The organism is Nonomuraea sp. NPDC023979 (assembly GCF_040639085.1).
Classification (GTDB): domain Bacteria; phylum Actinomycetota; class Actinomycetes; order Streptosporangiales; family Streptosporangiaceae; genus Nonomuraea; species Nonomuraea ceibae.
Map to the genome: position 1 here is coordinate 1 of NZ_JBEZZG010000054.1, position 13,626 is coordinate 13,626.

Consider the following 13,626-nt stretch of genomic DNA (forward strand, 5'->3'; position numbering starts at 1 on the left):
ACGGCGAGCTGGAGCTTGCCGGTCTGCTGCAGCACCGTGATCACCGCGCCGCCCGCTCGGCCGCCCTGGGCACCGCGCCCCTGGCCAGGGCCGCGCGCTGCGCCGCGGCGCCGTCGCTGCCCTTGAGCCCGGCCGCGCCGCCCAGCCCGGCGACCGGGTTGACGACCAGCCCGATCGCCGGCTGCCCGGTCATGCCAGGTGCTTGCGCACGTAGGCGCGCCAGGTGGGCGCCCACTCCGCGGGGTCGTCGAGCGACGTCATGTCGATCTTGTGGACGGTCTGGTTGTACGGGGCCTCCTTGACGAAGGCCGGGTCGCTGCGGGCCTCGGACGCCACGTGCGCCAGGATGGCCGCGTACTCGTCGAGGTCCTCCTTGGAGTACGACTCGGTCGGCTCCAGCGTGAACGGCTCGGGCACCACGTACGGGTGGTGGCTCGTCCAGTAGTGCACGCCGAAGTCGGCGGCCCGCACGCCGATCTCCTCGGAGTGCACCCCGGTCTCCTCGGTGAGCTCCTGCCACGAGTAGCGCACCTGCTCGACCCGCCGCCGCCCCCAGGGCGCCGAAGCGCCGGGAATGTCGAGGATGCGGTGCATGAGGTAGTTGTTGTTGAGCACCGCCGTCTCGGCCACCTGCCGCAGCCCCTCGGCGCCCAGCGCCATGATCCACGCGTACGCGCGGACAATGTTCGGGGTGACGCCCAGGAACGGCCGCACCTTCCCGATCGACGCGGCCGGCGTCTCCAGCCGGTACGTCTCGCCGTCGAAGCCGACGACCGGGCCGGGCAGGAACGGCGCCAGCTCCTCGGAGACGCCGCACGCCCCCGCCGCCGGCCCGCCGCACGCGTGCGGCGTGGAGAACGTCTTGTGCAGGTTGAAGTGGCACAGGTCGAACCCGGCGTCACGGGCCCGGGTGATGCCCAGGATGCCGTTGGCGTTCGCCTGGTCGTAGCAGGCCAGCCCGCCCGCCTCGTGCACCAGGCCGACGAACTCCTGGATGCGCGGGTTGAAGATGCCCGTGTCCTCCGGGTTCGTGATCATCAGGGCGGCGGTGCGCGGGCCGACGGCCGCGCGCAGTGCCTCGATGTCCGGCAGCCCCTCGGCGTCCGGCATCAGCGTGATCACCTCGTACCCGGCGGTCTTGGCGCAGGCCGCGTTCGACGGGTGCGAGAACATCGTGGTGATGACCTGGTCGCGGTGGCTCTCGCCGCGCGAGGCGTGGTAGGCGCGGATCATCGCGATGTTGGCGTAGATGGCGGCCGACCCCGACCCCGGCTGCAGCGAGACCCGGGCCATCCCGGAGATCTCCGCCAGCATCCGCTCCAGCCGCCAGTAGAGCTCCAGCACGCCCTGCACGGTCTCCTCGGGCTGCAGCGGGTGCAGCTCCGCCACCATCCCGGCGAAGCGGTCGTTGACCTTCGGGCTGTACTTCATCGTGCAGGTGCCCTGGCCGACGTCGATGTTGAGGTCCACGCCCAGGTTCTCCTGCGACAGCCGCAGGTAGTGGCGCAGCACGTGCAGCTGCGACATCTCGGGCAGCTTCGGCGGCGCCGCCCGGCGCACCGCGTCGGGCAGCTCGACGGCCGGGGCGCCCGGCTCGGGCACGGCGACGCCGCGGCGGCCCGGCGAGGACAGCTCGAAGATGATCGGCTCGTCCCATCGTGCCTGGTGGAAGCGGCGCAGCGGCGGCTTGGGGGCGACGGGGAGCTTGGCGAAGGACTCCGCGGGGTTCACAGCGTCTCCTGTACGGCTGCGGCGAGCCGGTCGATGTCGGCGATGGAGTGGCGTTCGGTCACGCAGACCAGGACGGTGGTGCCGTCGAGCGGGACGCCGCCGTAGATGCCGCGCTCGCGCAGCCCGGCGAGCAGGGCCGCGCTGGAGGGCACCTCGACGGCGAACTCGCGGAAGTGGACGGCCCCGGGGTGCAGCACGGTGACGTGCCGGGCCAGCGCGTCCATGGCGTAGCGGGTGCGGGCCAGGACGGTCTCGCCGACCTCCCGCATGCCCTGCGGGCCCATCAGCGCCAGGTAGACGCCGGCCGTGATGCCCCAGAGCGCGGCGGCGGTGCCCACCCACTCCTTGCCGTCCTCGCGGTGGGCGAAGGAGGTGCGGTCGTAGAAGACGTCGCCGAACCCGTACTCGCCCGGCACCTTGGTCGGCGCGATGCCGAACAGCCGCGACGGGAACTCCGCCACCAGCGGCTCGTGGTCGTGGGTGGCGATGTAGCCGGCGTGGCCGCCGCCGTAGTTCTGGTGGATGCCCAGCGACTGGATGTCGCCGCAGACGATGTCGGCCCCGTACGAGGCGGGCGGCGCCAGCACGCCGAGCGAGATCGGGTCGGCGCCCACCACGAGCAGCGCGCCGTGGGCGTGCGCCAGGTCGGCGAGCTCGCGCCCGCGCGTCTCGACGACGCCGTAGACGTTCGGCGTCTCCAGGTAGATCGCCGCGTACGAGCCGTCGAGGCCGGGCACCGCGATCTCGCCGTCGCGGCCGACCGGGGCGAGCGTCACCTCGACGTCCGGGGCGAGGAAGTCACGCAGTTTGCTCAGCTTGTCGGCGGTGATCGCGGCGCTGACCAGCACCTTCGACCGCCCGGTGTAGCGGCAGGCCATGCGCAGCGCGGTGCCCGCCGCCTGGAAGCCGTCGTAGGTCGGGACGTTGACGACGTCCATCTCCAGCAGCTCGCCCATCATGCTGACGTACTCGAACAGCGCCTGGAAGCGGCCGTGGTCCTCGTACGGCTCGCCCGCGTACGCGGTCAGGAACTCGCTCCTGGAGTTGACCTCGTCGCACACCGCGGGCACGTAGTGCGGGTAGCAGCCGTGGCCGAGGAAGCTCAGCGCCCGGTCCGTCCCGGTGTCGCGGCCGAGCAGGCCCTCCATGTGACGGACCAGGTCCTGCTCGGCGACGAACGGCGCGGGCAGGTCGAGCGGCCGGTTCAGGCGCAGCTCGGCGGGGATGTCGGCGTAGAACTCCTCGACGCTCGCCGCGCCGATCGCGGCGAGCATCTCGGCCCGCACGCCGGGTTCGGCGTTCGGGATGTACGGGTGCGTCACGTGTCTCCTTCGATCCTGAGCACTACGGCGTCGCGCGGCGCGAGCTCGATCTCGCCGCGCATGCGGGTCCGGGTGAGCAGGTCCGTGCCGGGCTCCGGCAGCGTGACCCGTCGCGGGGTGATCGTGTGGTTGAGCAGGAACAGGTGGCGTTCGCGCCGGACGGCCTCGACGCCCGGCGGCACGTCGATCGACGCCACGCCCGGCAGGACGCGGCCGAGCACCGGCGTGACGTCGTCGAGCAGGCAGCTCACGTACGTGACCGAGCCCTTCCTGACGACGGCGGGCAGCCCGTCCAGGTCGCCGCCCTCGTAGCGGGCCAGGACCTCGGCGCCGTCGTGCGGGCGCAGCCACTCCGCCCAGGTGCGGGCCTGGCCCGTGCCGCCGTCCGCGTGGCGCACCCGCTGGGTGACGCCGTCGGGCAGCGGCCAGAACTCCTCGACGTCCACGCCGAGCAGGTCGCGCAGCGGGCCGGGAGGGCCGCCGGGGTGCACCTGGTCGGCCTCGTCGACCACGCCGCTGAACGGGCCCACGACCAGCTCGCCGGTGACCGTCGCGAGCGCCTTGGCCTGCTCGTCCGTGCACAGGTAGAGGTTCGGCACGATGACGGCGCGGTAGCCCGACAGGTCGCGGCCCGGCGGCACCAGGTCCACGGCGACGCCCCGGGCGTGCAGCGGCCGGTACCACGACAGCAGCAGCTCCTTGAGCCTGAGCCGGGACGACGGCATCGACTCCGGCGCCTCCAGGCCCCACCAGCTGTCCCAGCCGAGCACGAGCGCCACCTCGGCGGGCGTGCCGGTGCCCGCGACCTCGGCCAGCCGCCGCAGGTCGGCGCCGAGCGCCAGCGTGTCGCGCCAGCCCCGGGTGCCGGTGCCGCCGTGGGGGAGGAGGGCCGAGTGGAACTTCTCCGGGCCGTAGCGGGCCTGGCGCCACTGGAAGAACATCACGCCGTCGCCGCCGTGCGCGACCGCCTGAAGGCTGTGCAGCCGCATCATGCCGGGCGGTTTGGGGACGTTCACCTCGCGCCAGGACACCGCCGACGGGGCCGACTCCAGCAGCAGCCACGGCCGGCCCTTGAGCGAGCGCATCAGGTCGTAGCTGAGCGCCACCGCCACGTGCGAGTCCGGGTCGGCCGGGTCGGGGTAGGCGTCGTCGCTCACCAGGTCCTCGGCCTCGGCCCACTTCCAGTAGTCGAGGCCGTGCAGGATGCTCATGAAGTTCGTGGTGACGGGGACGCCGGGGGTGCGCTCGCGCAGCACGTCGCGCTCCGCCGTGAACAGCTCCAGCAGCGCGTCGCTGCAGAACCGCCGCCAGTCGAGCAGCTGGGCCGGGTTGACCGGGCCGGGCGCCTGGCGCGGCGGCTCCACCTGGTCGATCGCGGTGTAGTGCTGGCCCCAGCAGGAGGTGCCCCAGGCCGCGTTGAGCGCGCCGACGTCGCCGTAGCGCTCGCGCAGCCAGGCGCGGAAGTGGCGGGCGGACTCGGGGCAGAAGCATTCGAGCGTGTGGTCGGCGTACTCGTTGCCGACGTGCCACATCGCCAGCGCCGGGTGGTCGCCGTAGCGCTCCGCCATCGCCGCCGCCAGCCGTACGGCGTGCTCGCGGAAGACCGGCGAGCTGGGGCAGTAGCCCTGGCGGGAGCCGAACTCCAGCCGCACGCCCCGCGCGTCGACGGGCATGACCTCGGGGTGCTCGCGCACCAGCCACGGCGGCGGGGTCGCGGTGGCGGTCGCCAGGTCGGCGGCCACGCCGTGCTCGTGCAGCAGGCCGAGCACCCGGTCCAGCCAGCCGAAGTCGTACGATCCCCGGCTCGGCTCCAGGCGTGACCAGGAGAACACGGCGACGGTCGCCATGTTGACCCCGGCCTCGGCCATGAGCCGCACGTCCTCGGCCCAGACCTCCTCCGGCCACTGCTCAGGGTTGTAGTCGCCGCCGAACAGCAGCCCCGGCACTCGGGTCAGCCCCACTCCCGGCCTCCTTCCTGGGTCGTTCCAAAGCCATGTGATATTTTGTATTCAGAATTCATAGTGCAGCATTTTGTATCACGTCAAGAGGTAGAATCGGCCTCGCCACTAATCCCCGAAGGAGCGCCATGCCCATCGAGCGGCGACCGCTGCGCGAGCAGATCAGGGAAGAGCTGCTTGCCAGGATCGACCGCGGCGACTTCGTCGCCGGCACCGACATCAACGAGGCCGCTCTGGCCGGCGAGCTGGGAGTGAGCCGCACCCCGCTCCGCGAGGCCCTCATCACCCTCGCCGGCGAGGGAGTCCTGGAGAGCAACCAGGGCCGCGGCTTCCGCTTCGCGCCGGTCAGCCGCAAGGAGTTCCGGGAGCTGTGCGAGATCCTCGCCGCCCTGGAGGTGCTGGCCCTCGACTCGTCAGACCCGGCCCACCTGCGCCGCGTCGCGCCCGAGCTGCTCAGGCTGGCCCGTGAGTTCCCCGACCGGGTGGCCGAGCAGCAGGTCATAGAGCGTCACGACGACGAGTGGCACGACCTGCTGCTCAGCGGCTGCCGCAACGAACGCCTGCTCGACCTCATCACCAGCGTCAAGGCCGGGCTGCGGCGCTACGCCCACGTGCTGGCCGGTGACGAGACGCCCCTGGAGCGCGAGGCCGCCGAGCACCGCCGGGTGGCCGAGCTGCTGCTGGCCGGCGACCACGGTCAGGCCGCCCAGGCACTGCGGGACAACTGGGTCAACGGGATGGAGCGCATGGTGGCCCGCATCCCCTCAGCCGGCTGACCCGCCGGGAGTTTCGGACAGCAGGGACGCGAGGAAGTCGTCGAGCATGGCGGTCTGCGTGTCGGGCGGGAAGCGCTCGGCGTCGAAGAGGGCCTGCACGACCAAGCCGTGGACGAACGCGACCGCCGTGGCCGCCAGCCGGTCGAGGTCGGCCTCCGGGGGCAGCTCGCCGAGACGGCGCGCGGCCTCCAGGTGCGGGCGGATCGCCGCGCGCATGCGGACGTAGCGGCCGGCCTGGTCGGCGCGCAGCCCGTCGTCGGCCAGGGCCAGGTCCCAGGAGCTGACCCAGACGCGGTTGCGGGCGGCGTCGTCGGGCGTGAGCGGCAGGACGTCCAGCAGCACGGCCCGCAGCGCGGCGGCGCCCTCGGCCGGACGCGGGCGGCGCGGGCGCGCGGAGGTGTGCTGTTCGAGCAGGTGCAGGGCGTGCCCGACCAGGGCCCGCTTGGTGGGGAAGTAGTGCATGAGCATCCCCGTCGACACCCCCATCTCGGCGGCGACGGCCCGCAGGGTCAGCCCGCCGAACCCGTGATCGGCCAGGATGCGCCAGACGGCCTGCGAGACGTCCTCGCGGCGGGCATCGCGGTCTCCGGGTGCGGGCGGCATGGTGCTAGCTTACATACCGAACGCTCGTTACGTACCCCCGAGATCGAGGTTGCCCGTGTTCGCACTGCCGCTCGCCGACGACGCCCAGCTCCGCCCCCTGGAGCCCTGGAACGCCGAGGAGTTCCTGGCCCACATCGACCGGGCGCGCCCCGACGTGGATCCGTGGATCCCGTGGGCGTCGCAGAGCACCGACCTCGCCTCCGCCACGGCCGTCCTGCAGCGCTACGCCGACAGGCAGGCCCAGGACAGCGGCCGCATCTACGGCATCTGGCTCGACGGCACCCTGGTCGGCGGCGTCATGTTCACCAGCTTCGACGCCGCCTCCGGGGTGTGCGAGATCGGCTGCTGGCTGGAGGCGGCCGGCACGGGCCGAGGCCTGGTCAACCGGGCCTGCCGCGCGCTCATCGACTGGGCGTTCACGCGGCGCGGGATGAGCCGGGTGGAGTGGTGGGTCTCGCCCGGCAACGCGCGCAGCATCGCGGCGGCGCGCAGGCTCGGCATGACCCGCGACGGCGTGCTGCGCGGACGCTACCCGTATCGCGGGGTGCGGCACGACAGCGAGGTCTGGTCGATCCTCGCCGGCGAGTGGCCCGCCCCCTGACCCCCGCGGCGGCGGCCGGTCACGGCTGCCCCATAATGACACCCGTACCGTTTCATTACAGGCTGACGAAGGAGGGCACGGTGGTCGTGGAGCGCAAGCGGGGCCGGCCCACCGCGGACGAGCGGGAACGGCGCCGCGACGAGATCCTGGACGCCGCCGTGCGGCTGTTCGTCGCCGACGGCTACCAGGGCATGTCCATCGACAGGCTGGTGGCCGCCGCGAAGGTGACCAAGCGCACCGTCTACTCCTACGTCGGCGACAAGCCCGAGATCTTCGCCGCCGCCGTGGAGCGGCTGCGCCGGCGCACGCTGGAGCCCGTCGCGGGCGAGGACGAGACGCTGGCGCGGCTCGCCACCCGGATCGTGTTCACGCTGCATTCCGACGAGGCCGTCGGGCTGCACCGGCTCATGATCGCCGAGGCTGGCGCGTTCCCGGGCCTCGCGGCCAGGTTCTACCGCGAGGGCCCGGACGAGTACGTCGCGGCGCTGCTCACCCGGCTGCCCGAGCCGGACCCGGCGCTCGCGGAGGCCCTGTTCGCGCTGCTGCTCGGGGAGCCGCACCGCCGGCGCCTGCTCGGCCTGCTCCCGGCCCCCACCGAGAGCCGCGCCCGCGAGCAGGCCGCCGCCGCACTGCGGCTGCTCGGGCTCGACCCCCACTGATCGCGCAAGGAACGCCGGCGCCGGCGATGGAAGGCGCCCGGCGGAGGAAGGTGCCCGCAATGTTGGACAACCCGGTGGCTCGGCTGCGGTATCGCACGATCGACCTGGTCACGGTCGTGATGCTCGGTGTCGCGGTCGGCGTCGTGTTCTGGGGCTGGGACCAGCTCTATCACGTGCTGAGCGGCGCCGCGGCGTTCGCGTTCCCGCCGAGCAAAGGGATCTTCGGCGGCGCCTGGCTGCTCGGCGGCCTGCTCGGCGGGCTGATCGTCCGCAAGCCGGGGGCGGCGCTGCTGACCGAGGTGGTGGCCTCCTCGGTGGAGGCGTTGCTCGGCAACGGATGGGGGTTCACCAACGTGATCTCCGGCGCCATCCAGGGCGCGGGCGCGGAGCTCGTGCTCGCCCTGTTCCTCTACCGGCGCTTCGGGCCCGTGGTGGCGATGCTCGCCGGCACGGTCGCGGCCGCCGGTGAGGCCCTGTACGAGTGGGCGGTGTACTACCCCGAATGGGCGCTCGGCTACAGGCTCGCCCACCTGGGCTTCTTCGGCGTCTCGGGAGCCCTGGTCGCCGGGCTCGGCGGCTGGGCGGTGGTGCGCTCGCTGGCGCGGACCGGGGCGCTGGACGCCTTCGGACCGGGGCGGGAGCACCACGATCGCGCCGCGGCGCGCCTGCGATGACCCGGGCACGCGCCCGGCTGCGCGGCTTCGGCTGGTGGCCGCTCGGCCGGCCCGCGCCGGTCGTCGAGGGACTCGACCTCGACATCGGGGCCGGGGAACGCGTCGGCCTCGTCGGCCCGAGCGGCGCGGGGAAGACGACCGTCATCCACGCGCTCGCCGGCGTGCTCGGCGAGGCCGTGCCCGGCAGGCGGAGCGGAGAGGTGCTGGTCGACGGCGGCATCGGCCTGGTGCTGCAGCATCCCGGCGCGGCGGTCGTCGCCGACCGCATCGGGCGGGACGTCGCCTTCGGCCCCGAGAACGCGCGGATGCCCCGGGACGAGATCTGGCGGCGCGTGCACGACAGCCTCGAACGGGTCGGCCTCACCTACCCGGTGGACCGGCCGACCTCCGCCCTGTCCGGCGGCGAACTGCAACGGCTCGCCCTCGCCGGCGTGCTGGCGCTGCGGCCGGGCCTCATGCTGCTCGACGAGCCCACCTCGATGCTCGACCCCGCCGGAGCCGCGGCCGTGCGGGCCGCGGTGGCGCACAGCCTGGCCGGCAGCGACGTCTCGCTCGTGGTCGCCGACCACCACATCGGACCCTGGCTGCCCCACCTCGACCGGATCGTCGTCCTCGGCCGGGCCGGCGAGATCACGCACGCCGTAAGCCCGGCCGCCTTCCGCGACCTGACCGGACCGCTCGCGCACACCGGGATCTGGATGCCGGACCTGCCGCCGCCCCGGCCGCAGCCGGTCGCGGACGCCCTGGTCGCGCCCGGCGGGCCGGGGCCGACGGTGCGCGCGCGGGAGCTCGGCGTCGACCTCACCGTCCGCCGCCTGCGCGCGACCGTCACCGTGACGGCGCTCGACGCCGTCACGGCCACCCTCCCCCCGGGCCGGACCACCGTGCTCACGGGCCCGTCGGGTGCGGGCAAGTCCACGCTCGTCGCGGCGCTGGCCGGCCTCGTCCGCCCCGCCCGGGGCGAGATCACCGGGCTGCCCGCGCCACCGCACCGGCTGCGGTCGGCCGCGCTCGCCCGCCTCGCCGGGTGGGTGCCGCAGCACCCCGAGCACGGGTTCCTCGCCGCCACCGTCCGGGCCGAGATCGCGCACACCGGCACGCGGCTCGGCATCCCGGTCGACCCGGAGGCGATCATGGACCTGCTCGGCCTCACCGCGCTCGCCGACGCGAGCCCGTACCGGCTCTCCGGCGGCGAGCAGCGGCGGCTCGCCCTCGCCGCAGCCCTCGCGCACCGGCCCCCGCTCGTCCTGCTCGACGAGCCCACCGTCGGGCAGGACCGCCACACCTGGGCCGCCGTCGCCGGGTGGGTGCGCGCGAGCGCCCGCAGCGGCGCCACCGTAGCGGTCTCCACCCACGACCCGCACCTGATCGGGCTCGCCGACCACCGGCACGCCCTCGACCCGGGGCGGGCCCGGTGACCGGCGTCCTGGCGCGCGTCAACCCGCTGGTGCTCATCGCCGTCAGCCTGCTGGCCCTCGTCGCGTCCCTGGGCATCCGGGACCTCACCGGCGCGGTGATCACCCTCGGCTGCTACCTGGTCGCCGGCGTGATCCTGCTCCCGGCGCGCTCCGGTCCGCCCGCCCGGTTCGCCGCCGTGGCCGCCGGGGCCCTCTCGGTCGCGTACTCCAGCTGGCTCCTCGGCGGCCGGCACCTGGAGGCCGCCGTCGTGGCCGGGCTCCGCATCGTCGTGCTCGCGCTTCCCGGAGCGGCCGTGGCGCCCCTGGTCGACCCGGCGGCGCTGGCCGGGCAGCTCGGCCAGCGCCTGCGGCTGCCGCACCGGTTCGCGGTGTCGCTCGCCGCCGCGCTGCACCGCTTCGACCAGCTCGGCCGGACCTGGCACGAGCTGGCCCGGGCGAGGCGGGCTCGCGGTTCCGGGCCCGGCCGGGGGCCCGTCTCGCGTGCGCGGTACGCGGCGTCGATCACGTTCGCGCTCCTCGTCGCCACCCTGCGCGACGCCACCGGCCTGGCCGTGGCCATGGACGCCCGGGGGTTCGCCCGCGCCCGCACCCGCAGCTGGGCCGAGCCCGCGCCGTGGACCCGGGCCGACACCGCGGTGCTGCTCGCCGGCGTCGCCCTCGCCGCCGTGCCCCACGCCGTGGGGGCCCTCTTCGTACGCTGAACGCCGCCGGTCGGCCGTCAGCCGTGCGCCGCCGGCGGCGTGACGGCCCGGGCGAACAGGTCGGCGTGGCGCAGGGCGCGCTCGCGGGCCTTGTCGCGCTGGGCGGGGGTGGCGTCGTCGTGCAGCCACAGCACGCGGGCGTGCGCGATGGGCGAGAGCAACGCGTACGCGAGGTCGTCCGCGTCGCCCAGGTCGTCGCGGATCAGCCCGTCGTCCAGCCAGCGCCGGAACACCCCGGCCAGGTGCTCCAGGGAGGCGTCGATGGCGTCGGCGAGCGCGGGGTCGTGCATGAGCCCGTCGCGGGCGGCGAGGCTGGCGAGCCGGCGCCCCTCGGGGGTGTCCCAGGCGTCGAGGACGGCGGCGGCCAGGTCGCGCACGTAGGCGGCGGGGGAGCCTGCGGGCGTGGCGTCGAGCCCGGCGATGGCGGCGACCGTGATGTGCGGCCCGCCGAGCGCCAGGGCGGCTTCGAAGATCGCCTGCTTGCCGGGGAAGTGCGCGTACAGCACGCTCTCGCTCAGCCCGACCTCGCGGGCGATGGCGCGTACGGAGGTGCCCGCGTAGCCGTGCCGGGCGAACAGGGTGAGCGCGGCGCGCAGCAGCTCCGCCTTGGTGTCGCCGGCGTCGGCCTTGGCGGGGCGGCCGGGACGCCGGCGGGGTGCTGGCCGATTCATGCGCCCACCCTACCGCTTGCAAATAATCGAACGTTCGCTTAGTTTCGGTGGACATGAACGTCACCTTCGACCGCGAGATCGCCGAACGGCCGCCCGGATTCCAGGGACCCAATCTGACGCCCGCAGGGCTCGACTTCGTCCCGCGCGAGCTCGCCCCCGGCGTGCACGCGCTGATGGCCAACCTGCCGCCCAAGGACAACAGCGGCGTCATCGCCGGCACGGACGCCGCCCTGGTGATCGACTCCGGCATCACGCCGGGGATCGCCCGCAAGATCCAGCGCCTCGCCGCCGGCCTGACCCCGGCTCCCGTGCGCTACCTGGTCAACACGACCTACCACGGCGACCACACGTTCGGGAACGCCGCCTTCCCGGCTGACGTCACCATCGTGTCCCACCGGGCGAACCGCGACGCCATGACCGACCTCGGCAGGGAGAAGGCCATGCGCGCCGAGAGCATGTACGGCGACGACGCGCTGCTCGACGAGGTCACCACGTGGCGCGGGCCCGATCTCGTCTTCGACTCCTCCTGCGAGATCGACCTCGGCGGCCAGGTGGTCGGGCTGCACTGGTTCGGGCAGGGCAACGGACCCGGCGACACCGTGGTCCACGTGCCGTCCGCCCGCGCCGCGTGGACCGGCAACTTCGTGGCCATCGGCGGCATCGCCATGCTGCTGCAGGGCGGCCCGGGACCCTACCTGGCGGCGGTGCGCCGGATGCGGGACGCGCTGCCCGGCCTGGAGCGGATCGTCCCCGGCCACGGACCCGTCGGCAGCGCCCCGGTCGCCCTCGCCGAGCTGATCACGTACCTGGAACGGCTGGAGAGCGAGGTGGCGGAGGCCGTCCGCGCCGGGCTGACGCTGGAGGAGACCTACGCCGCGTGCACGGACCCGTTCGAGCGCGGCCTGCCCGGCTCGCTCCTCGACGGCCTGGCCGCGTACGAGCTGCCGCAGGAGATCGCCCGTCCGCGCTTCCTCCACGCGGTGCGCGAGCTGCACCGCCTCAACGTCCTCGTCACCTACCGCGTGCACACCGGGTGACCTCACGGTGCGTGTCGCGCGGACCGCGGCGGGGCATGAGCAGGCTGGGGGCATCTCGGGGGGTGAGGTGGGCGAACAGCGCGGCGACGGCGCGTCCGAGGGCGACCACGGGCGGCGGCCGGATGCGGGCCACGGGCGGGCCGGGCTCGGCCAGGCCGGGCTCGGGCGGGCCGGGCTCGGGCAGGTCGGGGAGCTGAACGAGCGGTTCGCGCGCCTGCTCGCGGCGGTCCTGGCGATCAGCTCCGAGCTGGAGCTCGACGCGGCGCTGCGCACCATCGTCGAGGTCTCGGCCGACCTGGTCGACGCCCGCTACGGCGCCCTCGGGGTGCTGAACGAGGAGGGCGAGTTCAGCGACCTGTTCACCAGCGGCGTCCCCGACGAGGTGCACGAGGCCATCGGCCGGCTGCCGACCACGCACGGCCTGCTGGAGGAGCTCATCAGCCATCCGCGCCCGCTGCGCGTGGACGACGTGACGGCCCATCCCAAGTTCCGCGAGTTCCCCGAGGGGCACCCGGTGATGCGGACGCTGCTCGGGACCCCGATCCTGGTGCGCGGCACCGCGTACGGCAACATGTACTTCGCCGACAAGCGGTCCGGGACGCCGTTCACCGGCGACGACGAGCGGATCATCGCGGCGCTGGCCAGCGCGGCAGGCGTCGCCATCGAGAACGCCCGCCTGTACGCGCGGATCCGGCGCAGCACCGAGGAGTTCCAGCGCAGCCTGCTCCCACGGCTGCCCGAGCTGCCCGGCATGCAGGCGTGCGCCCGTTACCGTCCCTCCAAGACGGTCCCGCAGATCGGCGGCGACTGGTACGACGCGCTCGTGCTGCCCGACGGCGTGCCGTGCCTGATCGTCGGTGACGTGATGGGCCACGACATGCGCTCGGCCACCGTGATGAGCCGGGTCAGCAACATGCTGCGGGTGCTCGCCTACGAGCAGTGCGAGCCGCCCTCCCGCATCCTGCAACGCCTGGACGAGGTGCTGCACGGCCTGCACGGCGGCCCGATGGCCACCGTCCTGCTGGGCCGCCTGGAGGAGCACGGCGGCAGCGAGTGGCGGCTGCGCTGGAGCAGCGCCGGGCACCCGCCTCCGCTGCTGGTCCCGGCCGCCGGACCGGCCCGCTACCTGCGCGCCGACGGCGGCCATCCGCTCGGCGTCACCGCCGAGCTGCCGCGCCCGGACCACGAGCACGTCATCCCCACCGGGTCCACCCTCATCCTCTACACGGACGGGCTGATCGAGAACCCGGGGCACGGGCTGGACGAGGGCATGGACAGCCTGGCCAGGGCCGCCACCGAGCTGCGCCACCTGCCGGTCGACGAGATGTGCGAAGGGCTGCTGGGCCACCGGGACGGCGAGTTCACCGGTGACTTCACCGATGACTTCACCGACGACGTCGCCCTGCTCGCCCTCCGCCTCGCCGAACCGGCCACGCTCTGCGGCGGCGCCTGAGCCCGCAGCCCCCGCACGCCGG

14 protein-coding genes are annotated in these 13,626 nt (G+C 74.2%); 8 read left to right on the forward strand and 6 right to left on the reverse strand.

What is annotated here, in order from left to right:
- Positions 1 to 40: 40 nt before the first annotated feature.
- The 4 genes from AB0G11_RS46765 to AB0G11_RS46780 are packed head-to-tail and all read right to left on the reverse strand — an operon-like array spanning position 41 to position 5,014.
- Positions 41 to 193 carry a hypothetical protein gene (locus AB0G11_RS46765; RefSeq protein ID WP_357593584.1) on the reverse strand — a complete coding sequence of 51 codons (153 nt, stop codon included), beginning with the start codon at positions 191 to 193 and terminating at the stop codon, positions 41 to 43.
- Positions 190 to 1,731, reverse strand: a complete 1,542-nt coding sequence (gcvPB, locus tag AB0G11_RS46770; protein ID WP_219514268.1) for an aminomethyl-transferring glycine dehydrogenase subunit GcvPB — start codon at positions 1,729 to 1,731, stop codon at positions 190 to 192. Before gcvPB ends, AB0G11_RS46765 begins: the two co-directional genes overlap by 4 nt.
- Positions 1,728 to 3,053, reverse strand: a complete 1,326-nt coding sequence (gene gcvPA / locus AB0G11_RS46775; protein WP_219514270.1) for an aminomethyl-transferring glycine dehydrogenase subunit GcvPA — start codon at positions 3,051 to 3,053, stop codon at positions 1,728 to 1,730. Before gcvPA ends, gcvPB begins: the two co-directional genes overlap by 4 nt.
- Positions 3,050 to 5,014, reverse strand: a complete 1,965-nt coding sequence (locus AB0G11_RS46780; protein WP_357593586.1) for a beta-galactosidase — start codon at positions 5,012 to 5,014, stop codon at positions 3,050 to 3,052. The genes gcvPA and AB0G11_RS46780 overlap by 4 nt, the downstream gene beginning before the upstream one ends.
- 125 nt (positions 5,015 to 5,139) lie before the next feature.
- On the opposite strand from AB0G11_RS46780, the gene AB0G11_RS46785 reads away from it, so the two are divergent.
- Complete coding sequence (locus AB0G11_RS46785; protein ID WP_357593588.1) at positions 5,140 to 5,787, forward strand: GntR family transcriptional regulator; 648 nt, start codon at positions 5,140 to 5,142, stop codon at positions 5,785 to 5,787.
- Here the strand turns inward: AB0G11_RS46785 and AB0G11_RS46790 are convergent.
- Positions 5,776 to 6,390, reverse strand: a complete 615-nt coding sequence (locus AB0G11_RS46790; protein ID WP_219514276.1) for a TetR family transcriptional regulator C-terminal domain-containing protein — start codon at positions 6,388 to 6,390, stop codon at positions 5,776 to 5,778. The genes AB0G11_RS46785 and AB0G11_RS46790 overlap by 12 nt on opposite strands.
- A 55-nt stretch (positions 6,391 to 6,445) precedes the next feature.
- Here AB0G11_RS46790 and AB0G11_RS46795 point away from each other — a divergent pair, with 55 nt between their 5' ends.
- The 5 genes from AB0G11_RS46795 (at position 6,446) to AB0G11_RS46815 (ending at position 10,443) form a co-directional block, all read left to right on the forward strand.
- Complete coding sequence (locus AB0G11_RS46795) at positions 6,446 to 6,991, forward strand: GNAT family protein (RefSeq protein WP_219514282.1); 546 nt, start codon at positions 6,446 to 6,448, stop codon at positions 6,989 to 6,991.
- Positions 6,992 to 7,071: 80 nt separating this feature from the next.
- Positions 7,072 to 7,650, forward strand: coding sequence for a TetR/AcrR family transcriptional regulator (locus AB0G11_RS46800; protein WP_357593590.1), 579 nt, complete (start codon positions 7,072 to 7,074; stop codon positions 7,648 to 7,650).
- A 59-nt stretch (positions 7,651 to 7,709) separates the two neighbouring features.
- Positions 7,710 to 8,324 carry an ECF transporter S component gene (locus tag AB0G11_RS46805; RefSeq protein WP_219514285.1) on the forward strand — a complete coding sequence of 205 codons (615 nt, stop codon included), beginning with the start codon at positions 7,710 to 7,712 and terminating at the stop codon, positions 8,322 to 8,324.
- Positions 8,321 to 9,742 carry an ABC transporter ATP-binding protein gene (locus AB0G11_RS46810; RefSeq protein ID WP_357593592.1) on the forward strand — a complete coding sequence of 474 codons (1,422 nt, stop codon included), beginning with the start codon at positions 8,321 to 8,323 and terminating at the stop codon, positions 9,740 to 9,742. Before AB0G11_RS46805 ends, AB0G11_RS46810 begins: the two co-directional genes overlap by 4 nt.
- Positions 9,739 to 10,443 (forward strand): energy-coupling factor transporter transmembrane component T, encoded by a 705-nt coding sequence (locus AB0G11_RS46815; RefSeq protein ID WP_357593593.1) that lies wholly within the window; start codon positions 9,739 to 9,741, stop codon positions 10,441 to 10,443. The genes AB0G11_RS46810 and AB0G11_RS46815 overlap by 4 nt, the downstream gene beginning before the upstream one ends.
- A gap of 17 nt (positions 10,444 to 10,460) precedes the next feature.
- Here the strand turns inward: AB0G11_RS46815 and AB0G11_RS46820 are convergent, their stop codons facing one another.
- Positions 10,461 to 11,114, reverse strand: coding sequence for a TetR/AcrR family transcriptional regulator (locus AB0G11_RS46820; protein ID WP_219514290.1), 654 nt, complete (start codon positions 11,112 to 11,114; stop codon positions 10,461 to 10,463).
- Between the two features lie 53 nt (positions 11,115 to 11,167).
- On the opposite strand from AB0G11_RS46820, the gene AB0G11_RS46825 reads away from it, so the two are divergent.
- Together AB0G11_RS46825 and AB0G11_RS46830 are read left to right on the forward strand one after the other, a co-directional pair.
- Positions 11,168 to 12,151 (forward strand): MBL fold metallo-hydrolase, encoded by a 984-nt coding sequence (locus AB0G11_RS46825; protein ID WP_219514301.1) that lies wholly within the window; start codon positions 11,168 to 11,170, stop codon positions 12,149 to 12,151.
- Between the two features lie 67 nt (positions 12,152 to 12,218).
- Entirely contained in the window at positions 12,219 to 13,604 is a 1,386-nt protein-coding gene (locus AB0G11_RS46830) for a GAF domain-containing SpoIIE family protein phosphatase (protein WP_357593595.1), read from the forward strand.
- Positions 13,605 to 13,626 lie beyond the last annotated feature (22 nt).

Bases quoted from the DNA above. Each gene is read 5' to 3' on its own strand.
- AB0G11_RS46765 (WP_357593584.1), bottom strand. From the start codon at position 193: ATGACCGGGCAGCCGGCGATCGGGCTGGTCGTCAACCCGGTCGCCGGG.
- AB0G11_RS46785 (WP_357593588.1), top strand. From the start codon at position 5,140: ATGCCCATCGAGCGGCGACCGCTGCGCGAGCAGATCAGGGAAGAGCTG.
- AB0G11_RS46790 (WP_219514276.1), bottom strand. From the start codon at position 6,390: ATGCCGCCCGCACCCGGAGACCGCGATGCCCGCCGCGAGGACGTCTCG.
- AB0G11_RS46805 (WP_219514285.1), top strand. From the start codon at position 7,710: ATGTTGGACAACCCGGTGGCTCGGCTGCGGTATCGCACGATCGACCTG.
- AB0G11_RS46810 (WP_357593592.1), top strand. From the start codon at position 8,321: ATGACCCGGGCACGCGCCCGGCTGCGCGGCTTCGGCTGGTGGCCGCTC.
- AB0G11_RS46820 (WP_219514290.1), bottom strand. From the start codon at position 11,114: ATGAATCGGCCAGCACCCCGCCGGCGTCCCGGCCGCCCCGCCAAGGCC.
- AB0G11_RS46825 (WP_219514301.1), top strand. From the start codon at position 11,168: ATGAACGTCACCTTCGACCGCGAGATCGCCGAACGGCCGCCCGGATTC.